The organism is Streptomyces sp. NPDC005435, assembly GCF_040703155.1.
Taxonomy (GTDB): Bacteria; Actinomycetota; Actinomycetes; order Streptomycetales; family Streptomycetaceae; genus Streptomyces.
In genome coordinates, this window is record NZ_JBEXEQ010000006.1 from 112,486 (window position 1) to 137,313 (window position 24,828).

General features: G+C 73.7%; 23 protein-coding genes and 1 pseudogene. 12 read left to right on the top strand and 12 right to left on the bottom strand.

Going from position 1 to position 24,828, the window contains the following annotated elements:
* Positions 1-128 precede the first annotated feature (128 nt).
* The 6 genes and pseudogenes from AB0898_RS09665 to AB0898_RS09690 all read right to left on the bottom strand — a co-directional run bounded on the left by AB0898_RS09665 (position 129) and on the right by AB0898_RS09690 (position 5,234).
* On the bottom strand, positions 129-491 hold the full coding sequence (locus AB0898_RS09665) for a hypothetical protein (RefSeq protein ID WP_366802307.1): 363 nt from the start codon (positions 489-491) through the stop codon (positions 129-131).
* A gap of 27 nt (positions 492-518) precedes the next feature.
* A pseudogene (locus AB0898_RS09670) lies at positions 519-1,015 on the bottom strand (LysE family translocator).
* A gap of 84 nt (positions 1,016-1,099) precedes the next feature.
* Positions 1,100-1,672, bottom strand: a complete 573-nt coding sequence (locus AB0898_RS09675) for a hypothetical protein (RefSeq protein ID WP_366802308.1) — start codon at positions 1,670-1,672, stop codon at positions 1,100-1,102.
* Positions 1,673-1,731: 59 nt separating this feature from the next.
* Complete coding sequence (locus tag AB0898_RS09680; RefSeq protein ID WP_366802309.1) at positions 1,732-4,317, bottom strand: bifunctional FO biosynthesis protein CofGH; 2,586 nt, start codon at positions 4,315-4,317, stop codon at positions 1,732-1,734.
* A 122-nt stretch (positions 4,318-4,439) separates the two neighbouring features.
* Positions 4,440-4,583: a hypothetical protein gene (locus tag AB0898_RS09685; RefSeq protein ID WP_366802310.1), complete on the bottom strand. Its 144-nt coding sequence runs from the start codon at positions 4,581-4,583 to the stop codon at positions 4,440-4,442.
* A gap of 150 nt (positions 4,584-4,733) precedes the next feature.
* Positions 4,734-5,234 (bottom strand): protease inhibitor I42 family protein, encoded by a 501-nt coding sequence (locus AB0898_RS09690; RefSeq protein WP_366802311.1) that lies wholly within the window; start codon positions 5,232-5,234, stop codon positions 4,734-4,736.
* A gap of 193 nt (positions 5,235-5,427) precedes the next feature.
* Here AB0898_RS09690 and AB0898_RS09695 point away from each other — a divergent pair, with 193 nt between their 5' ends.
* The 6 genes from AB0898_RS09695 to AB0898_RS09720 all read left to right on the top strand — a co-directional run bounded on the left by AB0898_RS09695 (position 5,428) and on the right by AB0898_RS09720 (position 12,168).
* Positions 5,428-5,958 (top strand): hypothetical protein, encoded by a 531-nt coding sequence (locus AB0898_RS09695; RefSeq protein WP_366802312.1) that lies wholly within the window; start codon positions 5,428-5,430, stop codon positions 5,956-5,958.
* A gap of 83 nt (positions 5,959-6,041) precedes the next feature.
* Positions 6,042-6,884, top strand: coding sequence for a DUF4097 family beta strand repeat-containing protein (locus AB0898_RS09700; RefSeq protein ID WP_366802313.1), 843 nt, complete (start codon positions 6,042-6,044; stop codon positions 6,882-6,884).
* 55 nt (positions 6,885-6,939) lie between these two features.
* Complete coding sequence (locus AB0898_RS09705) at positions 6,940-7,920, top strand: ATP-binding cassette domain-containing protein (RefSeq protein ID WP_407078322.1); 981 nt, start codon at positions 6,940-6,942, stop codon at positions 7,918-7,920.
* Positions 7,917-8,699, top strand: a complete 783-nt coding sequence (locus tag AB0898_RS09710; RefSeq protein WP_366802315.1) for an ABC transporter permease — start codon at positions 7,917-7,919, stop codon at positions 8,697-8,699. The genes AB0898_RS09705 and AB0898_RS09710 overlap by 4 nt, the downstream gene beginning before the upstream one ends.
* 128 nt (positions 8,700-8,827) lie before the next feature.
* Positions 8,828-11,776: a BTAD domain-containing putative transcriptional regulator gene (locus tag AB0898_RS09715; protein WP_366802316.1), complete on the top strand. Its 2,949-nt coding sequence runs from the start codon at positions 8,828-8,830 to the stop codon at positions 11,774-11,776.
* 209 nt (positions 11,777-11,985) lie between these two features.
* Positions 11,986-12,168 (top strand): hypothetical protein, encoded by a 183-nt coding sequence (locus AB0898_RS09720; RefSeq protein WP_366802317.1) that lies wholly within the window; start codon positions 11,986-11,988, stop codon positions 12,166-12,168.
* Between the two features lie 87 nt (positions 12,169-12,255).
* Here AB0898_RS09720 and AB0898_RS09725 read toward each other — a convergent pair whose 3' ends face one another.
* Complete coding sequence (locus AB0898_RS09725; protein ID WP_366802318.1) at positions 12,256-13,314, bottom strand: endonuclease/exonuclease/phosphatase family protein; 1,059 nt, start codon at positions 13,312-13,314, stop codon at positions 12,256-12,258.
* Between the two features lie 87 nt (positions 13,315-13,401).
* On the opposite strand from AB0898_RS09725, the gene AB0898_RS09730 reads away from it, so the two are divergent.
* Both AB0898_RS09730 and AB0898_RS09735 read left to right on the top strand, forming a co-directional pair.
* Positions 13,402-14,103 (top strand): response regulator transcription factor, encoded by a 702-nt coding sequence (locus AB0898_RS09730; protein WP_366802319.1) that lies wholly within the window; start codon positions 13,402-13,404, stop codon positions 14,101-14,103.
* Positions 14,096-15,196, top strand: a complete 1,101-nt coding sequence (locus AB0898_RS09735) for a HAMP domain-containing sensor histidine kinase (RefSeq protein ID WP_366802320.1) — start codon at positions 14,096-14,098, stop codon at positions 15,194-15,196. Before AB0898_RS09730 ends, AB0898_RS09735 begins: the two co-directional genes overlap by 8 nt.
* Positions 15,197-15,210: 14 nt before the next feature.
* Here AB0898_RS09735 and AB0898_RS09740 read toward each other — a convergent pair whose 3' ends face one another.
* The 3 genes from AB0898_RS09740 to AB0898_RS09750 form a co-directional block, all read right to left on the bottom strand.
* Positions 15,211-15,792, bottom strand: a complete 582-nt coding sequence (locus AB0898_RS09740) for a hypothetical protein (protein ID WP_366802321.1) — start codon at positions 15,790-15,792, stop codon at positions 15,211-15,213.
* Between the two features lie 19 nt (positions 15,793-15,811).
* Entirely contained in the window at positions 15,812-18,160 is a 2,349-nt protein-coding gene (locus AB0898_RS09745; RefSeq protein WP_366802322.1) for a PQQ-binding-like beta-propeller repeat protein, read from the bottom strand.
* Between the two features lie 191 nt (positions 18,161-18,351).
* Positions 18,352-19,083 (bottom strand): VOC family protein, encoded by a 732-nt coding sequence (locus AB0898_RS09750; protein WP_366802323.1) that lies wholly within the window; start codon positions 19,081-19,083, stop codon positions 18,352-18,354.
* A 133-nt stretch (positions 19,084-19,216) separates the two neighbouring features.
* On the opposite strand from AB0898_RS09750, the gene AB0898_RS09755 reads away from it, so the two are divergent.
* From AB0898_RS09755 to AB0898_RS09765, 3 genes are all read left to right on the top strand, one after another.
* On the top strand, positions 19,217-19,852 hold the full coding sequence (locus tag AB0898_RS09755) for a TetR family transcriptional regulator (RefSeq protein WP_366802471.1): 636 nt from the start codon (positions 19,217-19,219) through the stop codon (positions 19,850-19,852).
* A 105-nt stretch (positions 19,853-19,957) separates the two neighbouring features.
* Positions 19,958-20,644 (top strand): pyridoxal 5'-phosphate synthase, encoded by a 687-nt coding sequence (locus AB0898_RS09760; protein WP_366802324.1) that lies wholly within the window; start codon positions 19,958-19,960, stop codon positions 20,642-20,644.
* Positions 20,645-20,752: 108 nt separating this feature from the next.
* The gene (locus AB0898_RS09765) at positions 20,753-21,952 is read left to right on the top strand and encodes an NAD(P)/FAD-dependent oxidoreductase (RefSeq protein WP_366802325.1); all 1,200 of its coding nucleotides are present in this window, start codon (positions 20,753-20,755) and stop codon (positions 21,950-21,952) included.
* On the opposite strand, the gene AB0898_RS09770 is transcribed toward AB0898_RS09765, so the two are convergent.
* Positions 21,936-23,240, bottom strand: a complete 1,305-nt coding sequence (locus AB0898_RS09770) for an MFS transporter (protein ID WP_407078317.1) — start codon at positions 23,238-23,240, stop codon at positions 21,936-21,938. The genes AB0898_RS09765 and AB0898_RS09770 overlap by 17 nt on opposite strands.
* Before the next feature lie 71 nt (positions 23,241-23,311).
* On the opposite strand from AB0898_RS09770, the gene AB0898_RS09775 reads away from it, so the two are divergent.
* Positions 23,312-24,307 carry a helix-turn-helix domain-containing protein gene (locus AB0898_RS09775; protein WP_366802327.1) on the top strand — a complete coding sequence of 332 codons (996 nt, stop codon included), beginning with the start codon at positions 23,312-23,314 and terminating at the stop codon, positions 24,305-24,307.
* Here the strand turns inward: AB0898_RS09775 and AB0898_RS09780 are convergent.
* The gene (locus AB0898_RS09780) at positions 24,304-24,687 is read right to left on the bottom strand and encodes a VOC family protein (protein WP_366802328.1); all 384 of its coding nucleotides are present in this window, start codon (positions 24,685-24,687) and stop codon (positions 24,304-24,306) included. The two genes, AB0898_RS09775 and AB0898_RS09780, sit on opposite strands and share 4 nt — an antisense overlap.
* Positions 24,688-24,828 lie beyond the last annotated feature (141 nt).

The following is a 24,828-nucleotide window of genomic DNA, read 5'->3' on the forward strand; positions in this document are numbered from 1 at the left end:
GAACTCGGCCCGAGGGGGCCGGGAAGCGCCGCCCGGTGGCCGGCCGACGACGGCCGCACCGTCCACCTCATCGACCCCGTCCCCCACCAGCCCGCCCGGGCCGGCGCGTACGCGGACCGCACCACCGCTCAGAGGTCCGTCGCAGCCGGGTAGTGGCGGCGGAGTTCGTGGAGTACGCGCTCGTCGGCCGACCTGACGTCCCACCACGAGCTGTCCGCTTCCGTGAGGACGATCATCAGCCTGTCCTCGGCGTACCCGCGTGCCTCGGCGTCGATCAGCTGGAGGAACGGGGTCGTGAGCGACAGCAGGGTCAGGGTGGTCATGCCGGGGCCGGCGGACTGTCTCTTCAGCTCGGCGCAGCGAGGGTCCACGAACTCGTCGAATTCGACGCGCCAGGTCAGGCCCAGGCCGAAGCCGCCCAGACGGACGACCAGTTCGGCCAGGGTCACATAGTGCTCGCCGTGCCAGGCGGGGAACGTGATTCCCTTCATCCCGGCCGCTCCCTTCGGTCGTGGAGGTCAGGCCCGTGCGTGGGCCGGGACTTCCCGGGCCAGGGTGATCGCGGCGGCGCCGAGGAGGGTTCCCGTGGTGCGGCGCTGCCACGTGGCCCAGGCCGGGCGGCGCTTCAGGAGGGCGGTGACCGAGCCGGCGGCGAGGACGATCAGGCCGTTCACGGTGAGGCCGACCGCGATCTGGAGGGCGCCGAGGGTGAAGCCCTGGGCCGTGGTGTGGCCGAGGACGGGGTCGATGAACTGGGGGATCAGGGCAAGGCAGAGGATCGCGACCTTCGGGTTGAGCAGGTTGGTGATCAGCCCCATCCGCAGCAGCTTCCCGTACGAGTCGCGCGGGAGCCCGCGTGGCTCGAACAGCCCCCTGCCGCCCTGCCTGAGCGTCTGCCAGGCCAGGTGGGCGAGGTACCGCTCCGGGACACCAGGTACACCATGTTCGGGCCCGGCGTGAGCGCCATGCCGAGTTCCACCAGGGCCATTCCGCCGGCCGCCGCCGCTGAGATCATCACACCGGCCACCCTGTCAGCCGTGGCGGTGACACGTCACGTCGACCGCCCTCGCGTCCGCCCCCGGCGAACCGCACGTGGGCGTCACTTGACGACCGACACCCGCGTCTGTGAGTCGCCGAAGGCCCACAGCGCGGCGCCGTCGGCCTTGTGGAGGCGGATGCCGGTGGTCTGCTTGCCGTTGGCGGGGGGCGGTGAGGAGCCGTCGATGGCGTTGGAGAAGGCGGCGTCACCGGCCGGGGTGTGGGTGAAGTACAGGATGTGCTCGATGCCGACCCCGTCGGAGCCGGTGCCGGCGGGGGTGCGGCCGAGGACGGTGTACCGGCCGGGCTGCGGGCTCACCGTGCCCGGCCACACCGTGAACGTACGGGTCGCCCGGCCGGTCGCGTCCACCAGCCAGACCCGCTTCTCGCCGAGCGAGTAGACGATCCGCCGGCCCTGCCCGGAAGCCTCCGGGAGCGCGGGCGGGCCCGAGGGCGTCGGCGCGGCGGTGGTCGGGGTCGCGGCGGTGGAGACCGTCGCCGAGGGGCGCGGTTTCACCACCGCCGCCGTGGGATGCGGGCCGTGTTCGGCCTGGATCGCGAGGGCGATGACGGCGGCGGTCGCGCCTACCGTCAGTCCGGAGACCCAGGCCCACGAGGGCAGTCGGGCAGCCACGGGTACGCATCTCCTCCGCTGTGAGTCCCCCGTCTACATCCGGGGTCGGATCATCGTACTCAGTCCAGGACCGGCAGCAGATCCGGCAGGTGCCCGTCCGAGCTGCGGGCCGCCTTCCGCCGCTCCTCGGAGACCTCGCCGTAGAGGGTCGTACGCGGCTTCGCCGGGCGTCCGGCCGCCTCCGCGACCGCCTCCAGGTCCCGTACGGACTTGTACGAGCCGTACGACGAACCCGCCATCCGCGAGATCGTCTCCTCCATCAGCGTGCCGCCGAGATCGTTCGCGCCGGAGCGCAGCATCTCGGCCGCGCCCTCGGTGCCGAGCTTCACCCAGCTGGTCTGGATGTTGGGGATCAGCCCGTGGAGGAGGAGCCTCGCCATCGCCGTCACCGCGCGGTTGTCCCGCATGGTCGGACCCGGGCGCGCGATGCCCGCGAGGTAGACCGGCGCGTTGGTGTGGATGAACGGGAGCGTCACGAACTCCGTGAAGCCGCCCGTGCGTTGCTGGATTCCGGCCAGCGTGCGGAGGTGGCCGAGCCAGTGGCGGGGCTGGTCCACATGGCCGTACATCATCGTGGACGAGGAGCGGATGCCCAGCTCGTGCGCCGTCGTGATGACCTCGATCCACGTGGCCGTCGGCAGCTTGCCCTTGGTGAGGACCCAGCGGACCTCGTCGTCCAGGATCTCGGCGGCGGTGCCGGGGACGGAGTCGAGTCCCGCCTCCTTGGCGGCCGTCAGCCACTCGCGGATCGAAAGTCCCGTCCTGGTCGCGCCGTTGACGACCTCCATCGGGGAGAACGCGTGGACGTGCATCCCGGGCACGCGCTCCTTCACCGCCTTCGCGATGTCGAAGTACGCCGTGCCGGGCAGGTCCGGGTGGATGCCGCCCTGCATGCAGACCTCCACCGCGCCCACGTCCCAGGCCTGTTGGGCGCGGTCGGCGACCTGGCTCAGGGAGAGGGTGTAGGCGTCGGCGTCGGTGCGGCGCTGGGCGAAGGCGCAGAAGCGGCAGCCGGTGTAGCAGACGTTGGTGAAGTTGATGTTGCGGGTGACGATGTAGGTGACGTCGTCGCCGACCACCGTTTTCCGCACGTCGTCCGCGATCCGGCACAGCGCGTCCAGCGCCGGGCCGTCGGCGTGGAACAGGGCCAGGGCCTCGTCGTCGGTCAGCTTGGCCGGGTCGTCGGCGGCCGTGCGCAGGGCGGCGCGCACGTCCGTGTCGATGCGCTCCGGGGCCATGCCGGGGGCGGCCGCCTCGCGCAGCTCGGACCAGTCGCCGTAGACCTCGTCGAAGTCGTCGCGGCGGTCGGAGGTGCGGCCGTCGGTGTCGATGGTGGTGTGCAGGTCGGTGCGGCCGGTCGCGGTGAAGACCTCCTCGGGCTCCTGCCAGGGGCGGCCCTCCACTACGGCGCCGGGGCGGGCGAGACCCGTCTCCGGGTCGGCCAGGGCGTCCACGTGGGGGCGCAGGCGAGGGTCGAGCCAGGGTTCGCCCCTGCGGACGAACTCCGGGTACACGCACAGCCGTTCGCGCAGCTCGAACCCGGCCTTCCGGGAGCGCTCGGTGAGCTGCTCGATCTGGGGCCAGGGGCGTTCGGGGTTGACGTGGTCGATGGTGAGCGGGGAGACGCCACCCCAGTCGTCGATGCCGGCGCCGATCAGCCGTTCGTACTCGCCGTCGACCAGGTTCGGCGGGGCCTGGAGGCAGGCGGACGGGCCCATGATGTGCCGGGCGACGGCCACCGTGGCGATCAGCTCGTCCAGTTCGGCGTCGGGCATCCCGCGCATGGCCGTGTCCGGCTTGGCGCGGAAGTTCTGGATGATCAGCTCCTGGACGCCGTGGTAGGCGCGGGACACCTTGCGCAGCGCGAACAGGGACTCCGCGCGCTCCTCGTAGGTCTCCCCGATGCCGATCAGCAGACCCGAGGTGAAGGGCACGGAGGAGCGGCCGGCGTCCTCCAACACCCGCAGCCGTACGGCCGGTTCCTTGTCCGGGGAGCCGTAGTGCGGGCCGCCGGGCTCGGACCACAGGCGGGTCGCGGTGGTCTCCAGCATCATGCCCATGCTCGGCGCGACCGGCTTGAGCCGCTGGAAGTCCGTCCAGCTCATGACGCCCGGGTTGAGGTGGGGCAGCAGGCCGGTCTCCTCCAGGATGCGGATGGAGATGGCGCGGACGTACGCGATCGTGTCGTCGTACCCGTGCGCGTCCAGCCACTCCCGCGCCTCGGGCCAGCGGTCCTCCGGCTTGTCGCCGAGGGTGATGAGCGCTTCCTTGCAGCCGAGCGCGGCACCCTTGCGGGCGACGTCCAGCACCTCGTCGGGGGACATGAACATCCCGTGTCCGGCGCGGCGCAGCTTTCCGGGGACGGTGACGAACGTGCAGTAATGGCACTTGTCCCGGCACAGCCGGGTCAGCGGGATGAACACGCTCTTGGAGTACGTGATGACCCCGGGCCTGCCCGCCTGCTCCAGCCCGGCGTCCCGCACCCGCGCCGCCGACGCGGCGAGGTCCGTCAACTGCTCCCCACGCGCCTGCAACAGCACCGCCGCCTCGGCCACGTCGAGCGCGACACCGTCCCGGGCTCGTTTGAGGGCGCGACGCATGGAGTTCTCGGTGGGTCCGGTTCCGGGGGCCGCGGAAGTCGTCATTGCTTGAGCATACGTTCGGGGGCACGGAGTGCCAGGGGGCATCTTCGGACGGCCCCGAGTGCCTTTGAGTGCCTAGGGGGTGTCTCCGCGTCGCGGGCCCGCGAAGATCGGGGAGACACCCCCTAGTCCCCGTCGTGCGGCCGGTCCCCGCGTCCGGCGCGGACGTCGCGGCGCATCCCCATGATCTCGGCCACAGCGCCCAGCCGGTGGACGGCGCGCTGCTCGCCCCCGGAGGCGGTGCCCCCTGGACGGCCGTCTCCAGCCACTCGCTCAGCAGCGTGGAAGCCTCGGGGGAGGGCAGTGGCTCGGGCAGGTCCGCCACATACCGCAGGCCGCCCGCGCGGACGACGCCGGCGACGAAGGCCACGGCGCGCGGCACCACTCCGAGCATGTCCAGGGGCTTACGGGCGCGCCGGTCAGTGGATCGTGACCCTGTAGACGAAGAACGCCGGGCGGTCGTCCGGGGTGCCCGTCGCCGTCGGGAAGGGGCTCACCGAGGCCGTGCCGGTGACGGACGCGCTCGGGAGCGGCTCGCCCGGGTCGGTGCCGCTGTGGCAGCGGGCCATGGGGCAGTGGAGGAGCCGCACGGTGGCGGTGCCCTGCGCGCGGGCGGTGAAGTCGAAGTACTGGGTGCCGTCGCCGGCGCCGATCAGGCCGCCGCCGCCTTCCTCCTCGGTGCGCTTGCCCCGGTACTTCAGCAGGCGGGGGTCCGGCTTCGGCTCGGCGAGGTACCAGTTCTGGCCCAGCTCGGGGTTGGCCGGCACCTTCAGGATGAAGCGGTCGCCCGTGTGCACGGCGAGGGCGCGCCGCGCGGTGCCGTACTCGTGGGCGCCGGACGGGGAGGCGCAGGCGGTCAGGGCGAGGAGGGCCGCGGTGGCGGCCACGGCACCGGCGGGGGTTGTCCCCGACCACGACATGCCCATACCGCTCCCCTGTTCGACGCCGCCCGACCGGCCGGGAGGCTAACACGGGGCGGTCGCAGGGGCGTTGAACCGTACGGGCGCCATCGCGTGCCCGGCATGACGCCACGCGGCACCGCGTGGCACCACTTGGCGCCATGCGGTGCCATATGGCTTGCGCATGGCGCCATTGTGGTGCCATGCTTCCCCCATGGACCTCACTCCCTATGTCGACACCCTGCGCCGCGAACTCGCGGTGGCCGCCGAGGCGGGCGGGGAGGAAGCCCGCGAGCTGGCCGAACGGCTCACCGCCCCGCTGGAGTCGGCGGCCCGGCTGACCATGCTGCACGTGCTGTCCGCCTCGATGGACGAGATCACCCGTGAACTCGCCCCCGGCTCGGTCGACGTACGGCTGCGCGGTCTCGACCCCGACTTCGTGGTGACACCACCGCCCACCGGTGACGGCATCACGGAGACGGCCCCCGCACCCGTCGAGCCGACGACGGCACCGGCACCGGCACCCGCGCCCGCCGAGGGCGACGAGGGCGGCACCGCCCGCGTCAACCTGCGCCTGCCGGCCCACCTCAAGGCGCGCGCCGAGGAGGCGGCGGGCCGGGAGGGCCTTTCGGTCAACGCCTGGCTCGTACGGGCCGTTTCGGCGGCGGTCGACGACGGAGCGCGGCCGCGCCCGGCGGAGAGGACCCGCACCATCGGACAGAGCTTCACGGGCTGGGTGCGCTAGCGCCTCCGCCCGCTCCACCTCTCACCCACTTCACGTCCCTGACCTGCGGGGACGACCTGACGAGCCAAGAGGACGGGACAGCCATGCCTACGTTCGACACCCCTCAGCCCATCGCGGTCACCGCGCACATCGGCGCCGGTTCGCTCCGGCTCGCCGCGGGCGACCGTACGGACACCGTGGTCACGGTCGCGCCCCGCGACCCGAAGCGGGACAAGGACGTCCGGGCCGCCGAGCAGACCGAGGTCACCCTCACCGCCGGCATCCTGACCGTCCGGACGCGGGAGCGGCTGCTCATCGGCCCCTCCGGCTGCGTGGACGTGACGGTCGAACTGCCCGCCGGCTCCTCCGCCGAGGTGACCGGCTCCTGGACCAACGTGCTCGGCGAGGGGCGCCTCGGCGAGGTCCGGGTGAAGACCTCCACCGGTGACGTGCGCCTCGGCACCACCGGCCCGCTGAAGCTCACCGTGTCGCACGGCTCGGTCACCGTGGACCGGGCCGAGGGCGCCGCCGAGATCACCAGCAGCAGCGGCAGCATCCGCGTCGGTGCCGTCGACGGCCCGGCCGCGCTGAAGAACACCAACGGCACCACGGTCCTCGAAGCCGTCACCGGCGACCTGCGCGTGAGCGGCACCAACGGCAACATCGACATCGGCCGCGCCGGGGCGTCCGTCACCGGCACCACCACCAACGGACAGCTGCGCGTGGCCGAAGTCGCGCGCGGTGAAGTCCGGTTGGAGACCTCCAACGGCTCCATCGAGATCGGCGTCCGCGAGGGCACCGCCGCCTGGCTCGACGTCAGCTCGAACCACGGCCAGGTGCACAACGCGCTCGCCGCGTCCGGGGCCCCGGCGACGAGCGAGGACACCGTGACGATCCGCGCCCGCACCAACTGGGGCACCATCGACGTCCTCCGCGCCCGCGCCTGAGCCCGCCCGCCCACTCCGCATCCAGCCCTCGGGAGGGCCCATGCCTTCACCTGTCATGCCCACGCCCAGAAAAGCCGGGATCCCCGCCGTCTCCGTCACCGGTCTGCGCAAGTCGTACGGCGACAGGACCGTGCTGGACGGCATCGACCTCACCATCCCCGCCGGCACCGTGTTCGCCCTGCTCGGACCGAACGGCGCCGGCAAGACCACCACCGTCCGGATCCTGTCCACCCTCGTCGCCCCCGACGGCGGCGAGGCCCGGATCGCGGGCCACGACATCCGCACCGCTCCGGACGGGGTCCGTGCCGCGATCGGCGTCACCGGCCAGTTCGCCGCGCTCGACGACCTGCTCACCGCCGAGGAGAACCTGCTCCTCATGGCCGACCTGCTGCACCTCGGCAAGCGTGAAGGACGGGCCCGTACACAGGAGTTGCTGGAGCGCTTCGGCATCGCGGACGTGGCCCGGCAGCGCACCGCGGCCTTCTCCGGCGGGATGCGGCGCCGGCTCGACCTCGCCATGACCCTGGTCGGCGACCCCCAGGTGATCTTCCTGGACGAGCCGACCACCGGGCTCGACCCGCGCAGCCGCCGCACCGTGTGGGACACGGTCCGCTCGCTGGTCGCGGGCGGCACCACCGTCTTCCTCACCACCCAATACCTGGAGGAGGCCGACCAGTTGGCGGACCGTATCGCCGTGCTCGACGGCGGCCGGATCGTCGCCGAGGGCACCTCCGAGGAGCTGAAGGCGCGCATCCCCGGCAGCCACGTACGGCTGCGGTTCTCCGGCCCGGACGCGTACGAGCGCGCGGCGGGCGTCTTCCCCGGCGCGGCCCGCGACGACGAGGGCCTCGCGCTGCGCGTGGCCGGGGACGGCGGCCTGGACTCGCTGCGCGCCCTGCTCGGCCGGCTCGACTCCGCCGGTGTCCGCGCCGACGGCTTCTCCGTGCACACCCCCGACCTCGACGACGTGTTCCTCGCCCTGACCGGCGAGGGCACCACCGGCACCCCGCCGGCCGTGAAGGAGACCTCGCGATGAGCACACTCGCCCTCACCACGCGCGACTCGATGACGATGCTGCGGCGCAACCTCAGACACGCCCTGCGCTATCCGGCCGTCTCGCTCGGCAGCTCGATGATGCCGATCCTGATGCTGCTGCTGTTCGTGTACGCCTTCGGGGGCTCCCTCGGCGCCGGGATGGGCGGCGGCCGGGACGCGTACCTGGACTACGTCACCCCCGGCATCGTCGTCATGGGGGTGGCGGCCGGGGCCATGTCGACCTCGATCGCGGTCTGTTCGGACATGACCGCGGGCATCGTCAACCGCTTCCGCACCATGAACATCGCCCGGTCCTCGTTCATGACGGGCCATGTCGTCGGCAGCGTCGTCCAGACGATGGTGAGCCTCGTCCTGGTCGTGGCGGTGGCGCTCGCGCTGGGCTTCCGGTCGAACGCGACCGTACTGGAGTGGCTGGCCGCCGCCGGGCTCCTCGCGGCCATCGCGTTCGCGGTGACCTGGCTGTCGGCGGCGCTCGGCCTGATCTCCAAGACCGTGGAGTCCGCGAGCAACAAGCCGCTGCTGGTGCAGTTCCTGCCCTTCCTGGGCTCCGCGTTCGTCCCCGCGGGCTCGATGTCGCCGGGACTGCGCTGGTTCGCGGAGTACCAGCCGTTCACCCCGATGACCGAGACCCTGCGCGGTCTGCTCACCGGCTCGCCCGTCGGGGACGACGGCTGGATCTCGCTGGCCTGGTGCGCGGGCATCGCCCTGATCGGCTACGTCTGGTCGCGCTCGCTGTTCCACAACGGCACCACGCGCTGAACGCCCGGGTGTGAAGGGATTGTGGAGCCCCCCGCGCCGCCTTGTGATCGGCGTCTCGCACGGCTGACGGAAGTGGTCCTTAGAAGGCAAACTGGCCCAGTAAGCGGGTATGCCGAGGGGGCGAGCGCATGGACGGTGGGCCGCGAGTGCCTGAGACGCGGGTCAGCGGCTTCGCCGGGTTGCGGTTCGCGGTGCTCGGGCCGGTGCGGGCGTGGCGCGGGGCGGAACCGGTGCCGACCGGCTCACCCCAGCAACGCGCCCTGCTGGCAGCCCTGTTGCTGCGTGAGGGCCGGACGGCGACGGCCGGCGAGCTGATCGACGCCCTGTGGGACACCGAGCCGCCGCCCCGGGCGCTGGCGGCGGTGCGGACGTACGCCTCGCGGCTGCGGAAGGCGCTGGGCGCCGGGGTGCTGGTGAGCGAGTCCGGCGGGTACGCCGTACGAGGACTCGGTGAGGGCGCGCTCGACCTCACCACCGCGCAGGAACTCGCCGCACGGGCCGAAAAAGCGCGCCACACAGGGGACTTGACCGAGGCCCGGGAGACGCTGCGGCTGGCGCTCGCCCTGTGGGACGGGGAGCCGCTGGCGGGCGTGCCGGGGCCGTACGCCGAGACGCAGCGGGTGCGCCTCGATGAGTGGCGGCTCCAACTCCTGGAATCCCGGCTGGACATGGACCTGGAGCGGGGCGGGCACGCCGAGGCGGTCTCGGAGTTGACCGCGCTCACGGCGGCGCATCCGCTGCGCGAGCGGTTCCGCGAGCTGCTGATGCTCTCCCTCTACCGCAGCGGCCGCCAGGCCGAGGCGCTGGCCGTCTACGCCGACACCCGGCGGCTGCTCGCCGAGGAGCTGGGCGTGGACCCGCGCCCCGGCCTGAGCGAGCTGCAACAGCGCATCCTGCGCGCCGACCCGGCACTCGCCGGGCCCTCGGAGCCGCCCGCCGAGCCCGCCGTGGTGGCCGTACGTCCCGCACAACTCCCGGCTTCCGTGCCGGACTTCACCGGGCGCGACGCGTTCGTGGCCGAGCTGAGCGAGGTGCTCGCCTCGGCCTCGGAGGCGGAGGGCCGGGTGATGGCGGTGTCCGCGCTGGCCGGGATCGGCGGCGTCGGCAAGACCACGCTCGCGGTCCACGTCGCCCACCGGGCCCGCGCCGCCTTCCCGGACGGGCAGCTGTACGTGGACCTCCAGGGCGCCGGCCCCCGCCCGGCCGAACCGGAGACCGTCCTCGGCTCCTTCCTCCGCGCGCTGGGCACCCCCGACCGCTCGATCCCGGAGTCCCCGGAGGAGCGCGCCGCGCTGTACCGCTCGGTGCTCGACGGCCGCCGGGTCCTGGTGCTGCTGGACAACGCCAAGGACGCCGCCCAGGTGCGCCCCCTGCTGCCGGGCACCGCGGGCTGCGCGGCGCTGGTGACCGCGCGGGTGCGGATGACCGGGCTCGCCGGGGCCCATCTGGTGGACCTGGACGTGATGTCCCCGGAGGAGGCCCTCGCCCTCTTCACCCGGATCGTCGGCGCGGAGCGGGTCGCCGCCGAGCGCGAGGCCGCCCTCGACGTGGTCGCCGCGTGCGGCTTCCTGCCGCTGGCCATCCGGATCGCCGCCTCCCGGCTCGCCGCCCGCCGCACCTGGACGGTCTCGGTGCTCGCCGCCAAGCTGGCCGACGAGCGGCGCAGGCTGGACGAGCTCCAGGCCGGGGACCTCGCCGTGAAGGCCACCTTCGAACTGGGCTACGGCCAGCTGGAGCCCGCCCAGGCGCGCGCGTTCCGGCTGCTCGGCCTCGCCGACGGCCCCGACCTGTCGCTGGCCGCCGCCGCAGCCGTACTGGACCGCCCGCAGGAGGACACCGAGGACCTGCTGGAGTCCCTGGTGGACACCTCCCTGCTGGAGTCCGCCGCGCCCGGCCGCTACCGCTTCCACGACCTGGTCCGCCTCTACGCCCGCTCCTGCGCCGAGCGCGACGAGACGGCGCCCGGCGAGTGCGCGGCCGCCCTCTCCCGGCTGCTGGACTTCTACCTCGCCACGGCCGCCCGGGTGTACGCCATCGAGCGCCCCGGCGACCGCACGGTGGAGCATCTGGACCCGGCCGCGCACGACGGGCTGGCCTTCGCCGGGCACCGCGACGCGCTCGACTGGCTGTACGCGGAGGCGGACCCGCTGCTCGCGTGCGTGAGGCAGTCGGCCTCGGGGGCGACCCTGCGGCGGGCGGTGGACCTGCTCCTCGTCGCCAAGGACCTCGCCGAATCCGGCGCCAACGCCCACCAGTTCGGGGCCGCCGCGACCGCCGTACGGGACGCTGCCCGGGCCGCCGGGGACGCGCGCACGGAGGGCCGGGCGCGCACCACGCTGGCCCAAGTGCACATGGCGGCGGGGCGGTTCGGCGAGGCGGAGGCCGAGGCACAGCGGGCGGTGGAGCTGGCGGAGGGCGCCCACGACCCCTGGACCGACTGCAACGCGCTCAGCGAGCGCGGGATCGTCGCCGCCTACCACCAGCGCAACGAGGAGGCGGAGAGCTACCTCCAGCGCACCCTGGACGCCTACCGCGCCGACGGCAACCTGCCCGGCGAGGCCAGCGCCCTGTGCAATCTGTCCCGGGTGCGGCTCGCGATGGGCCGGGTGGACAGCGCGGTGGAGCTGGCGGGGGCGGGCGTCGCCATCTACCGCGAGCTGGGACTCTCCGTCCGCCTGGCGAACGGCAGTTACGCCCTCGGGCTCGCGCTCGCCGAGTCGGGCCGGCCGGAGGAGGCGGAGGCACGCCTCACGGAGGCGCTGACGATATTCCGGGACAGCAGGCAGCGGCTGTGGGAGGGCATGACGCTCTTCCGGCTCGCCGGGGTGCGGCTCGCGGCCGGGTGGCCCGCGGCCGCCGCGGCCCAGGCCGAGCAGTCGCTCTCGGTGCTGCTGCACGTCGGCGGGGACTGGCGCCGGGCGGGTGTGCTGACCGTGCTCGGCAGGGCGCTGGACGCGCTCGGGGAGTCGGACCGGGCGCGGGCCTGCTGGACGGACGCGCTGGCCGTGTTCGAGCGGCTGGGCTCCCCCGAGGCCGCCGACCTGCGGAAACTTCTCACCCCGGCGGCCACCGCCTGACAACGGGGCTGCCGCAGCGCGAGGTTCGGGCCTGCCGGAGTGCCGCGTTCATCATTCGTTTATCGTGCCCGAGCACTCTCTAGGCAGTCGGCTCGTCGTCACGGGGGACGTACAGGCCGGCTGGGCCCCGGCCCGTCCGGAAGTCCTCGGGGGAGCGGCCGGACGGGCCCACCGTCCCAGCACACCTTCACAGCAACGGAGTCCAGACGATGAGCGACGCCAAGAAGTCCGGCGAGGTCAAGCCGCAGGAGAGCCACATCACGGGCGGGGAGACGGCCGAGGCCGCCGAGGCGGCCCCGCAGGAGAGCCACATCACCGGCGGCGAGAACGCGGCCGACCTGGACGACGTCACCACCCTGGAGAGCCACATCACCACCGGCGACCCGCGCTGAGACTGCTCCTCCGGGAGGAGGAGAGCACGGGGGACGTGAGGCCGCGGCGGCGCGGGTTGGGGGGATGCCGCCGCGGTCTTCGCACGTTCACCAGCTGACGCGGGCCGCCACGGGCAGATGGTCGCTCCCGGTGGCGGGCAGCTCCCATGAGCGGTCCGGCCGTACGCCGCGGACCAGGATCTGGTCGATGCGCACCAGGGGGAACGAGGCGGGCCAGGTGAAGCCGAAGCCGTCCCCGGCCACCTCCCGCACCGAACGCAGCCGCGCGGTGATCGAGGCGAACGCCCGGTCGTCCAGGGTGCCGTTGAGGTCCCCGAGCAGCACCACGCGCTCGCTCGTGTCGGCCGCGAGCGCCTTGCCGAGGGCCCGCGCGCCGATGTCCCGGCTGTCCGTCCAGAACCCCTTCCCGGGCATGAGCCGTACGGACCCCAGATGGGCGACGTACACCGTCAGCGGGCCGTGATCGGTGGCCACCGTGGTGCGCAGCGCGCGGTTGGCGGGCAGCCGCTCGGCGTCGGTCTTGGTGGCCGCCAGCGGGCCGAAGTCCATGATGTCGATCATCCGGGTGCCGGAGAGCGGCCGCCTGCTCCACAGCCCGACTGTGCCGCGCACCACGTGATGCGGGTACGCCTGCGCGAGCCCCTTCTCGTACCGCGCGGTCGCCCTCGGGGTCAGCTCCTCCAGGGCCAGCACGTCCGCGCCGGAGGCGGCCAGGGCGCGGGCGGTGGCGGCCGGGTCGGGGTTGTCGGCGCCGACGTTGTGCGCGACCAGGGTGAGGTCGCCGCCCGGGCGTGACTTGTCGTGGAGCAGCCCGCCGAAGAGGCTCAGCCACACGGTGACCGGCAGCACCAGCGCGGCCACCGCCGCGGCGGACCGGCGCCACAGCGCCCCGGCCAGCAGCACCGGGACGAACAGCCCGAGCCACGGCAGGACGTTCTCCACCAGGCTGCCGAGGCCGCCGGTGTCCGGGACGCCCGCGTGCAGCAGCAGGAGCAGGCCGAGCAGCAGGGCCGGTACGGTGAGGACCGGGCCGCGCTTCCAGGGCTCCGGCCGGGAGACGGCGCGGACCGCCCGGCGGAGGTTCGCCCGGTGGAGGCCCGCGCGCCAGGGGGCGGCGCGGCTCGGTCCGGGGGTGTTTCGAGTCATGCGGCCAGTCAACGGAGTGCGATGTTGCCGGGGCGTATGCGCTTTTCGATACGGCGCCGATATGTGCCGCCTCGTAGCCTTTCTCCCATGCGTGTGCTGATCGTCGAGGACGAGCCCTATCTGGCCGAGGCCATCCGCGACGGCCTGCGTCTTGAGGCGATCGCGGCCGACATCGCCGGGGACGGCGACACCGCCCTCGATCTGCTGGGCGTCAACGCCTACGACATCGCCGTCCTCGACCGGGACATCCCCGGCCCCTCCGGCGACGAGATCGCCCGGCGCATCGTCGCCTCCGGCAGCGGGACGCCGATCCTCATGCTCACCGCGGCCGACCGGCTCGACGACAAGGCCTCCGGGTTCGGGCTCGGCGCCGACGACTACCTCACCAAACCGTTCGACCTCCGCGAACTCGTGCTCCGGCTGCGGGCGTTGGACCGCAGACGTGCCCATCACCGGCCGCCCGTACGGGAGATCGCCGGGCTGCGCCTGGACCCGTTCCGCCGGGAGGTCCACCGGGACGGCCGCCATGTCGCCCTCACCCGCAAGCAGTTCGCGGTGCTGGAGGTCCTGGTCGCCGCCGAGGGCGGGGTGGTCGGCGCCGAGGAGCTGCTGGAGCGGGCGTGGGACGCGAACGCGGACCCGTTCACCAACGCCGTACGCATCACCGTCTCGGCCCTGCGCAAGCGGCTGGGCGAGCCATGGGTGATCGCGACGGTGGCGGGGGTCGGGTATCGCATCGACACGGGCGCGGACTCGGGAGCGGCGGACGCCGGTGGCGGGCGTGGCTAGGGCCCCCGGAGTGAGCGTCCGGCTCAAACTCACCCTCAGCTACGCCGGGTTCCTCATGCTCGCGGGCGCCCTGCTGCTCGCCGCCGTGTGGTGGTTCCTGCTGCGGTACGTCCCCGAGCGCGCGCTCATCGTGCCCGGCTCCACCGGCGATCCGACCACGGGCGGGGTGTTCCCGGTCCGCTCCAACCTGCTGCGCGTGTTCGCGCCGAGGGCGTGCGCGGTGCTGGCGTTCCTGCTGGTGTTCGGGCTGGCGGGGGGCTGGTTCCTCGCGGGCCGGATGCTCGCGCCGCTGGGACGCCTCACGGAGGCCACCCGCAGGGCGGCGAGCGGATCGCTCTCCCACCGGGTCCAACTGCCGGGCCGTAGCGACGAGTTCCGGGAACTCGCCGACGCCTTCGACACGATGCTCGCCCGGCTCGAAGCGCACGTCGCCGAGCAGCGCAGATTCGCCGCCAACGCCTCGCACGAGCTGCGCACCCCGCTGGCGGTCTCCAAGGCACTCCTCGACGTGGCCCGCGCCGACCCCGGCCGCGACACCGGCGCCCTCCTCGAACGTCTCGCCGCCGTCAACACCCGGGCGATCGACCTCACCGAGGCGCTCCTCCTGATGAGCCGCGCCGAGCAGCGGTCCTTCACCCGGGAACCCGTCGACCTGTCCCTCCTCGCGGAGGAGGCCACGGAGACCCTGCTGCCCCTCGCGGAGCGGCACGGCGTCACCCTGGAGACCTCGGGCGACATCGCGCCCGCGCTCGGATCACCCGCGCTGCTGCTCCAGTTGACGACGAACCTGGTGCACAACGCGATCGTCCACAACCTGCCCGAGGGGGGCACGGTGCGGGTGACGACCGGCGCCGGTCCCGGGACCGCCGTACTCACCGTCGAGAACACCGGTGAGCCGCTCGCCCCGGAGCTCGTCGCGACGCTCACCGAGCCGTTCCGGCGCGGCACCGAGCGCGTCCACACCGATCACGCGGGCGTGGGCCTCGGCCTGGCCATCGTCAAGGCCGTCACCGAGGCGCACGACGGCACGCTGACCCTCGCTCCGCGCGCGGGCGGAGGACTGCGCATCTCCGTGGAGCTGCCCGCGAGTTGACCGCGCCCGGGGTGTCAGTCCGCCCGCTCGGCCGTCGCCTCCGCCGTGCAGCGATCCGGGTCCGGGCCCGCCGCGCCGACCGGTACCCGTACCTTCGCGCTGTCCCGCGAGGGCACGTCCACCTCGGCCCTGCCGGTCCGGATTTCGGCGCCCGTGCCGTCCAGGAAGTGGACGACGGCGGTGTAGCGCACCGCACGCTTGTTCGGGTTGGTCACCTCGACGGTCGCGTACGGCTCGGCCTTCGTCGCGCAGCTCAGCAGCTCGACCGTGCCGTCCTTGATCCCGCTGCCGCTGCCGCCGGCGGTCGAGGTGGGCCGGTGCGTGCGGGGGCTGCGGTAGCCGCCCGTGGTGCTGCCGTAGGAGTCGTCGTCGGTGCCGTAGGAGTCGTCCGAGTCGTACGCCGAGCCGCCGGAGGACGAGCCCCCGGACGACGAGGACGTGCTGTCGTGGTCCTGGCTGGAGCTGCTGCAGCCGCCGCCCCCGCCCGAACCGTGCCTGCTGCTGTGTCCGTGATGGCCCCGGGAGAATCCCGTGAGTGCCAGCACCGTCAGTGCCAGCACGGCCGTCAGCCTGAGTCCGCGCCCCCGTAGTCTCATGCCGTTCACTCTAACGGCGTCATGCCGTGCGGGCGGTACCCGTTCCCTTCTCCGCGTCCAGGGCGTAGACACAGCGGTCCTTGCTGCAGGCGTAGACCACGCCGTCCTTGACGACCAGGGAGCCGGTGATCTCGCCGCCGGTGGCGAGTTTCCAGCGCAGCCGGCCGTCGTCGGCCTTGAGGGTGTAGATCAGGGCGTCGGTGGAGCCGAAGTGGATGCGGCCCTCGGCGACCGAGGGGGCGCCGACCACGTCGCCGCCCGCCTGGAAGCGCCACTTGGGCGTGCCGGTGACCGCGTCCAGGGTGTACAGCCCCTTGCCGCTGCCGACGTGCACATGGCCGCCCGCGACCAGCACCGGTTCGACGGAGGCGCGGGACTCGGTGGCGATGCGCCAGCGGTCGCGGCCGTCGGCGGCGTCGAGGGCGTAGACCGTGCCGAGGTAGTCGGCGAGGTAGACGCCGCCGCCGGTGACCGCCGGGCCGGGGACGAAGGCGGGCGGGGCGAGGAAGACCGCCGGGGCCTCGAAGTGCCAGCGCACCCGCCCGGTGGCCGCCTCCACGGCGAGGACGCGGCTGCCCGCGCACAGGTAGACGTGCCCGTCGTCGGCCGGGGTGAGCCGGACCGGGACGCCGCCGCAGGAGGCCGCGTCGCCCACGGGATAGGACCAGCGCTCCTCGCCGGTGCGGGCCTCCAGGGCGCGCAGCCGGGCGTCCTGCCAGACGTAGACCGTGCCGTCGTGGACGGCGGGTCCGGCCTCCGGGGACTCGAAGTCCGTCTGGCAGCCGCTGATCTCCCACAGCTTCTGGCCGCCGGCCGCGTCCCACGCCTGGGCGCCGCCGCCCCGGGTGCCGGTGACGACGGTGCCCCGGTCGGCCTTGAGGGAGTACACCCAGGCGTCCGTGGACAGCCGCCACAGGTCGGTGCCCTCGCGGGCGTCCAGGGCGAACAGGGTGGGCCCGTCGGAGGCGTGGATACGGCCGTCGGCGACGGTCATGGACCAGGCCACGTCGCGCGTCTTGAAGCGGCGGCGGCCGGTGGCCACGTCGAGGGCGTGCACCTCGAAGGAGGTGACGTAGACGAGGTCGCCGTCGACCGAGGGGGTGCCCCAGACGTCGTTGGACATGCGGAAGCGCCAGGGCCGCCAGCCCGCCGCCTCCGGCTGCTGCGCCGGTACGGGCGGTACGGCGGGGTCGGCGCCGGCCAGACCGGGGCGCGGCCGGGACCAGCTGGCCACCAGGCCCGCCTCCGGCGGGGGCGCCTTGACGGCGGCGGCGCGGGCGTCGGCGACGCGCGGTCCGGGCCCGATGGGCACCTGGACCCCGGCGAGCCGGACCGGGCCGGTGTCGGGGCCGCCCAGGGAGAGCGGCGCCGGGGAGGGCACGACGGGGTCGTACGACGGCGGCGGGGGCACGGCGGCGCGGCCGCCGCCGCTGCGCGGGCCCGGCGGCAGCGGGGCGGGCTTGGCGGGCGGCCGGCCGCCCCGGCGGGCCTCGATGAGCGCGACGGCCTTCTCGGGCAGCCACGCGGAGGCGGTGCCGGAGTCGTCGGAGCCGGAGCCGAACAGATGCGGGGCCAGCTGGGACTGGAGGTCGGCGGGGCTGGGCCTGCCGGGGGCCTCCATCTGCATGCAGGCGTCGATCAGCGGGCGCAGCTCGTCCGGGAGCCCGGTGACGTCCGGGCCCTCGCGCAGCAGCATGAACACCGTCTCGACCGGGTTGGCGCCGTGGAAGGGCGGGTGTCCGGTGGCGGCGAAGACCAGGGTGGAGCCGAGCGAGAACACGTCGCTGGCGCCGGTGACGCTGCGGGAGTCCTTGGCCTGCTCGGGGGACATGTAGGCGGGGGTGCCGACCGCGACGTTCGTCATCGTCAGCCGGGTGTTGGACACCCCGGACGCGATGCCGAAGTCGATGACCCGGGGGCCGTCCTCGACCACCAGCACGTTGGACGGCTTGAGGTCGCGGTGGACCAGGCCCGCGCCGTGGATCGACTGGAGGGCCTCGGCGACGCCCGCGGCGAGCCAGCGCACCGCCTGCGCCGGGAGCGGGCCGCACTCGTTCACTATCTCTTCCAGCGAGGGCGCCGGCACGTAGGCGGTCGCCAGCCAGGGCACCGCCGCGCGCGGGTCGGCGTCGACCACGGCGGCCGTGTAGAAGCCGGAGACCGCGCGGGCCGCCTCCACCTCGCGGGTGAAGCGGACGCGGAAGAGCTGGTCCTCCGCGAGCTCCGTGCGGACGGTCTTGATCGCCACGCGCCGGCCGGACGCCGAGCGCGCCAGATAGACCAGCCCCATGCCGCCGGCCCCCAGCCGGCCCAGCACCTCGAACGGCCCGATCCGCCGCGGGTCGTGCTGCGTCAGCTGATCCACCACTTGCCTGCCACCTCCCCGTACGAGCCGCGTCGCCCACCTGCGGACGCGACCGTAGTGCAGCGTCTCACCACCGCACCGCCCCAGCGGCACGCACCCCGATTCTTCCTGGCCGGGCGGCCGGTTGCGAACCCGGCCGCGAATCGGGGTGTGTCGTGCCCAATCCCGTCATTTCGCCGCCGCACGGTGCTCCGTCACCGGTGCAGCAGCGCGAACGACGCCCCCTGATTGTCGGTGACGACCGCCACACGTCCGTACGAGGCGTCGAAGGGCGGCACCTGAATCCGCCCGCCGAGCCGCCGTACGGCCGCGAGGGCGGTGTCCAGGTCCGCCACCCGGAAGTGGACGACGAAGTGCGGGGGCATCTCGGCGGGGAACACGTCGGTCACGTTCGCGCGGCCGAAGTCGGGCTCGGTGCCGGAGCCGAACAGCGCCTCGTGGAAGAGGGCGCCGTAGAAGGCGTTCGCGGCGGCGGTGTCGCGGGTGTACAGCTCGGCCCAGACGAACGTGTCCGGCTCGCGGCGGCGCCCGAACCCGGGCAGCGAGCCGGGCTGCCACAGCCCGAAGACAGCGCCCTCGGGGTCGGCGGCGAGGGCGGTGGCGCCCAGGCCGTCCACGGGGAAGGGGCCGGAGATCAGCGTTCCCCCAGCCTCGGTGATGCGGCGGCCCAGCGCGCGGGCGTCCGGGGTGGCGAAGTAGACCGTCCACACGGTGGGCATGCGCCCGTCCGTCTTCGGGGCGAGCGCGGCGACGGGTTCGCCGTCCAGGCGGGCCCACACCGGGCCACCCGGAGCCTCCTCGGCGGGCTCGAAGGTCCACCCGAAAAGTTCACCGTAGAACCGCTTGCCCGCCTCGACGTCCGGCAGTTGCGCGTCCACCCAGCAGGGCACGCCCTCGCCGTACGCCGGTGCACTGTTTTCGGCCATGTCGTCAAAGTAACCGCACCGCGCGCACCCCGCAGACCAGGGAAATCGCCCCGGGAAGGCCGGGCACCCCATTTGCAGTCGGCCGAATAGCGCTCCTGATCCCCGTCGGTAAGCTGACGGCATGACAGGACAAGTGCGTACCGTCGACGGCCGCGTGGCCGGCCGGCGTGGGCAGGCGACCCGGCAGAAGCTGCTCGACTGCCTCAGCGAGATGCTCAGCTCCTCCCCCTACCGGGACGTCAAGGTCATTGATGTCGCCCGGAGGGCGGGCACGTCGCCCGCGACCTTCTACCAGTACTTCCCGGACGTCGAGGGAGCCGTCCTGGAGATCGCGGACCAGACCGCCGCCGAGAGCGCCGAGCTGGCCGAACTGCTCGCCGGGCGCAGCTGGGCGGGCAAGGCGGGCTGGCAGACCGCGCAGGAACTCGTGGACGGCTTCATGGACTTCTGGCGCCGCAACGACGCGATCCTGCGCGTGGTCGACCTCGCCGCCGCCGAGGGCGACAAGCGCTTCAACAAGCTCCGCATGAAGATCCTGAGCGCGGTCAACGGCCCGCTCACCGAGGCCGTCGCCGAACTCCAGGCCAAGGGGCGGGTGGACAAGGACGTCAACCCGGCGGCGATCGCCGGTTCCCTGGTCACCATGCTCTCCTCGGTCGCCGCGCACCAGAAGGGCTTCTCCTCCTGGGGTGTGAAGCAGGCCGAACTCAAGCCGACGCTCTCGCTGTTGACGTACCTCGGCGTGACCGGGAAGAAGCCCGCCAGGTAGCACACAACCCCCCAAGTCCTGTCTGGCGGGCGGTGGTCCACTCGGGTGGACCACCGCCCGTCCCGCGTCCGAACACAGCGCGCGACAGCGGGCGATACTCGCTCCATGGCACACGAGGAGACCCCGGCCCACCCGGATCTGCACGCCCTGCTGCTCTCCCTGCGGGTGTGGCCGCCCGGGGCGACCGAGCTGCGCCCCTTCGACCCGGCCACCGCGCCGCCCTCCCCGCTGCCGCTGTTCACCGCGTGGTTCGCGGACGCCGTACGGGCGGGGCAGCCCGAGCCGCACACCATGTCGCTGGCGACGACCGACGAGGACGGGAATCCGGACGTACGGATCGTGATGCTGCACGGCGCCGATGCCGCCGGCTGGTCCTTCGCCTCCCACGCGGGCAGCCGCAAGGGCCGGGCCCTGGACGCCCACCCGTACGCGGCCCTCGCCTTCTACTGGCCCGCGCTCGGCCGCCAGGTGCGGGTGCGCGGCCCGGTCACCGCCGCCCCGGCCGAGGAGGGCCAGGCCGATCTGCACGCCCGCTCCACCGGCGCCCTCGCGGCCGCGCTCACCGGCCGCCAGAGCGAGGAGCTGGGCTCCGTGGACGCACTGCGCGAGGCGTCCGAGGAGGCGTGGCGGCAGGCGCGCGAGAACCCCGCGGCACCGGTTCCGGGGTGGACCCTCTACCACCTGCGCCCCGAGGTCGTGGAGTTCTTCCAGGGCGATCCGGACCGCCGTCACGTACGCCTGGAGTACCGGCGCACCGAGTTCGGCTGGGCGCGCCAACTGCTGTGGCCGTGAAGCGTTTTCACACCTTTCGCACTCCGCACACGTCATCGTTGTCAATCCGCAACCAATTCCGGTCTTGACCGATACCCATCAACCGGGGGTGTGATTACGCTCGCGCTCATGGCCGACTCGCGTCCCTCGTTCGCGCACCTGACCGCGACCCCCGCCGACCGTCCCGTCTACGTCATCGGCGCCGGTCCCGGCGGGCTCGCCGTCGCGCACGCCCTGCGGGCACGCGGGGTGCGCGCGGTGATCCTGGAGAAGGCCGACCGGGTCGGCGCGTCCTGGCGCCGCCACTACGACCGGCTCCGGCTGCACACCACCCGCCGCCTGTCCGCGCTGCCGGGCCTGCCGATCCCCCGCGCGTTCGGCCGCTGGGTCTCCCGCGACGACGTGGTGCGCTACCTGGAGAAGTACGCCGAGCACCACGAGCTGGAGATCGTCACCGGGGTCGAGGTCTTCCGGGTGGAGCCCGCCCCGGACGGCGCCGGCTGGCTGCTGCACGCCTCCGGCGGCCGGGAGCTGACCGGCAGCGCGGTGGTCGTCGCCACCGGCTTCAACCACACCCCGCGCCTGCCCGACTGGCCCGGCCTCGACGACTGGGACGGGGAGTTCCTGCACGCGAGCGCCTACCGGAATCCCCGCCCCTTCGCCGACCGGGACGTCCTCGTGGTCGGCGTGGGCAACACCGGCGCCGAGATCGCCGTGGACCTGGCCGAGGGCGGGGCCGCACGGGTCCGGCTGGCCGTGCGCACCGCCCCGCACATCGTGCGCCGCTCGACGGCGGGCTGGTCCGCGCAGTACACCGGCATCCTGGTACGCCGCCTGCCGGTGCGGCTCGTGGACAGGCTCGCCCGGCCGATGGCCCGCCTCAGCACCCCCGACCTCGCCGAACACGGCCTGCCCCGGCCGGAGTCGGGCCTCTACAGCCGGGTGCGCGAGGGCGCGATCCCGGTCCAGGACGTCGGCCTGATCGACGCCGTACGCAAGGGCAAGGTCGAGATCGTGGCCGCCGTCGAGGGGTTCGAGGACGGCAAGGTGGCCCTCGCCGACGGCACCCGGGTGGCGCCGGACGCGGTGATCGCGGCCACCGGGTATCTGCGCGGCCTGGACTCCCTGGTCGGGCCGCTCGGGGTGCTGGACGAGCGGGGGCGCCCGGTGGTGCACGGGGCACGCACCCCGAAGGAGGCGCCGGGGCTGTACTTCACCGGGTTCACCAACCCGATCAGCGGCATGTTCCGCGAACTGGCCCTGGACGCCGAGAAGATCGCCAGGGCCGTCGCCAGACGGCTGGCCCGCGAGGCTACGCGGGCACGGTGAGCGCCGGGCGGCGCCGGATCACCAGGACCATCAGCGTCGCCGCCGCGCACAGGGCGCCGGAGGCGTACCAGACCATGTCGTACGAGCCGAACACGTCGCGGGCGACCCCGCCGAGCCAGGCCACCAGGGCCGCGCCGATCTGGTGGGAGGCGAGCACCCAGCCGAACACGATCGCGGAGTCGTCTCCGTACCGGTCGCGGCACAGGGCGAGCGTGGGCGGGACGGTGGCGACCCAGTCCAGGCCGTAGAAGACGATGAAGAACACCATCGGCGGCTTCACGTCGGGGCCGAGGTTCAGCAGCATCGGCAGGAAGAGCAGCGAGGTCCCGCGCAGCGCGTAGTACACGGCGAGCAGACGGCGCGGCTCGAAGCGGTCGGTGAACCAGCCCGACGCGATCGTGCCCACCACGTCGAAGATCCCGATGACCGCGAGCAGCGAGGCCGCCGCCGTGACCGGCATGCCGTGGTCGTGGGCGGCGGGCACGAAGTGGGTCTGGATCAGGCCGTTGGTGGAGGCCCCGCAGATCGCGAAGCTGCCCGCGAGCAGCCAGAACGGGCCGGTGCGCGCGGCCTTGGCGAGCACCCCGAGCGTCCGCCGGGCGGCGCCGGTCAGCGGCGGCGGCTTGGGCACGAACTCACTCGCCCCGTACGGCGCGAGGCCCACGTCGGCCGGGTGGTCGCGCAGCAGCAGCCACACGAAGGGGACGACCGCGAGGGCGGCGAAGGCGACCGTGACGGCCGCCGGACGCCAGTCGTGGCCGGTCTCGATCATCCAGGACAGCAGCGGCAGGAAGATCAGCTGGCCCGAGGCGGAGGCGGCGGTCAGGATGCCGCTGACCAGACCGCGCCGCGCGGTGAACCAGCGCCCGGTGACGGTGGCGGCGAACGCCAGCGCCATCGAGCCGGACCCGAGGCCCACCAACAGGCCCCAGCACAGGATGAGTTGCCAGGGCTCGGTCATCCACACGGTGAGCCCGGAGCCCAGCGCGACCACGGTCAGCGCGACCGCGACCACCCGGCGGATGCCGAAGCGGTCCATCAGCGCGGCCGCGAACGGCGCGGTCAGGCCGTAGAGCGCGAGGTTCACGGAGACGGCCGCGCCGATCGTGCCGCGCGACCAGCCGAACTCCGTGTGCAGCGGGTCGATGAGGAGTCCGGGCAGGGAACGGAAGGCCGCCGCGCCGATGATCGTGACGAAGGTGACGGCGGCGACGAACCAGGCGCGGTGCACCCGGCGCCGTCCGGCCGGGGTGCGGGGAGCGGCGGTGGCTTCACTTGTCTGAGTCACACGGTCCAGGGTCGGGGACCCTTGCGCGCGCATCGAGTGGCCCGCAGGACAGCGTTCGCTAGGATCGGGCCATGGCCGCGTCCGAGGAGTTCCGCCCGCACCGCGTCGTCGTCCTGGCCCTGGACGGCCTGCTCCCCTTCGAACTGGGCATCCCGCACCGCATCTTCACCCGCGCCCGCGACGAGGAGGGGCGGGCGCTGTACGAGGTCCTGACCTGCTCGGTGCGACCGCCGGGCCCGGTCGTGACTGACGCCGACTTCTCCGTGCACGTGCCCCACGGCCCCGAGGCCCTGGCCACGGCCGACACGGTGATCGTCCCGGCGTCGTACGAACTCGGCCCGCTCTACGACGACGGCAGCCTCACCCCCGAACTGGCCGCCGCCCTCGCCCGCATCCGCCCCGGCACGCGCCTGGCCTCCATCTGCACCGGCGTCTACGTCCTCGCCGCCGCCGGATACCTCGACGGGCGCCCGGCGACCACGCACTGGGCCGACGCGGACCGCTTCCAGCGGATGTTCCCCGCGGTCCGGGTGGACCCCGACGTGCTGTTCATCGACGACGGCGACGTGCTGACCTCGGCGGGGGTCGCCGCCGGGCTCGACCTCTGCCTGCACATCGTGCGCCGGGACCACGGCGCGGCGATCGCCAACGAGGTCGCCCGCCGCACGGTCGTGCCTCCGCACCGCGACGGCGGCCAGGCGCAGTACATCCATCGCCCGGTCCCCGACCCGCAGCTCGCCACCACGACCGCCGCCCGCGCCTGGGCCCTCGGCCGGCTCCACGAGCCGATCCAGCTCCGCGACCTCGCCGCCCGGGAGGCGATGTCCGTCCGCACCTTCACCCGCCGCTTCCGCGAGGAGGTCGGCGTCAGCCCGGGCCAGTGGCTCACCCAGCAGCGCGTCGAACTCGCCCGCCGCCTCCTGGAGTCCACCGACCTCCCCATCGACCGCGTGGCCCGCGACTGCGGCTTCGGCACGGCCCAGTCGATGCGGCAGCACCTTCAGCAGAACCTGGGGGTGACGCCCACGGCTTATCGGCGGACGTTCCGGGCCACCGTCCGCGCCTAGACCGGCTGGAGCCGGGTGCGCAGAAGGCAGAACTCATTGCCCTCCGGGTCCGCCAGGACGTGCCAGCTCTCGGCCCCGGTCTGGCCGACGTCCACGGGCCTGGCACCGAGAGCGAGCAGCCGCTCCAACTCGGCCTCCTGCTCACGGTCGGTCGGGCTGACGTCCAGATGCAGCCGAAGCTTCCTGGGACGCGGATCGGTACTGGGGCTGAGCACCAGAGTGGGCTGCGCCCCGCCGAACCCGGCACCCGGTGGCCCGATCTCGATACTCCCGTCGCCCTCACGGCCGAGCTCCACATACCCGAGGACCTCACCCCAGAAAACAGCGAGCCCCTCGGGATCGGCTGCGTCGAGAACCAACTCGCTGATGCGGCATGCCATGGGGGCAGTGTAGGGAGCGGGCCTCACCGGGGGCGGCTTGTCGAGCGGGGGCGGGCTGGTGGTCGGGGCGGGGGCGCCGGTGTTTTCGGTTGGCGCTCCCGCCCCGCGCGGACCGTTCGGCGGCGCAGCCCCGGGCGTGTC

Bases quoted from the DNA above. Each gene is read 5' to 3' on its own strand.
- AB0898_RS09765 (WP_366802325.1), top strand. From the start codon at position 20,753: ATGGCCGACTCGCGTCCCTCGTTCGCGCACCTGACCGCGACCCCCGCC.
- AB0898_RS09700 (WP_366802313.1), top strand. From the start codon at position 6,042: ATGCCTACGTTCGACACCCCTCAGCCCATCGCGGTCACCGCGCACATC.
- AB0898_RS09730 (WP_366802319.1), top strand. From the start codon at position 13,402: ATGCGTGTGCTGATCGTCGAGGACGAGCCCTATCTGGCCGAGGCCATC.
- AB0898_RS09740 (WP_366802321.1), bottom strand. From the start codon at position 15,792: ATGAGACTACGGGGGCGCGGACTCAGGCTGACGGCCGTGCTGGCACTG.
- AB0898_RS09760 (WP_366802324.1), top strand. From the start codon at position 19,958: ATGGCACACGAGGAGACCCCGGCCCACCCGGATCTGCACGCCCTGCTG.
- AB0898_RS09780 (WP_366802328.1), bottom strand. From the start codon at position 24,687: ATGGCATGCCGCATCAGCGAGTTGGTTCTCGACGCAGCCGATCCCGAG.
- AB0898_RS09715 (WP_366802316.1), top strand. From the start codon at position 8,828: ATGGACGGTGGGCCGCGAGTGCCTGAGACGCGGGTCAGCGGCTTCGCC.
- AB0898_RS09690 (WP_366802311.1), bottom strand. From the start codon at position 5,234: ATGTCGTGGTCGGGGACAACCCCCGCCGGTGCCGTGGCCGCCACCGCG.
- AB0898_RS09720 (WP_366802317.1), top strand. From the start codon at position 11,986: ATGAGCGACGCCAAGAAGTCCGGCGAGGTCAAGCCGCAGGAGAGCCAC.
- AB0898_RS09710 (WP_366802315.1), top strand. From the start codon at position 7,917: ATGAGCACACTCGCCCTCACCACGCGCGACTCGATGACGATGCTGCGG.
- AB0898_RS09775 (WP_366802327.1), top strand. From the start codon at position 23,312: ATGGCCGCGTCCGAGGAGTTCCGCCCGCACCGCGTCGTCGTCCTGGCC.
- AB0898_RS09665 (WP_366802307.1), bottom strand. From the start codon at position 491: ATGAAGGGAATCACGTTCCCCGCCTGGCACGGCGAGCACTATGTGACC.
- AB0898_RS09750 (WP_366802323.1), bottom strand. From the start codon at position 19,083: ATGGCCGAAAACAGTGCACCGGCGTACGGCGAGGGCGTGCCCTGCTGG.
- AB0898_RS09680 (WP_366802309.1), bottom strand. From the start codon at position 4,317: ATGACGACTTCCGCGGCCCCCGGAACCGGACCCACCGAGAACTCCATG.
- AB0898_RS09705 (WP_407078322.1), top strand. From the start codon at position 6,940: ATGCCCACGCCCAGAAAAGCCGGGATCCCCGCCGTCTCCGTCACCGGT.
- AB0898_RS09695 (WP_366802312.1), top strand. From the start codon at position 5,428: ATGGACCTCACTCCCTATGTCGACACCCTGCGCCGCGAACTCGCGGTG.
- AB0898_RS09725 (WP_366802318.1), bottom strand. From the start codon at position 13,314: ATGACTCGAAACACCCCCGGACCGAGCCGCGCCGCCCCCTGGCGCGCG.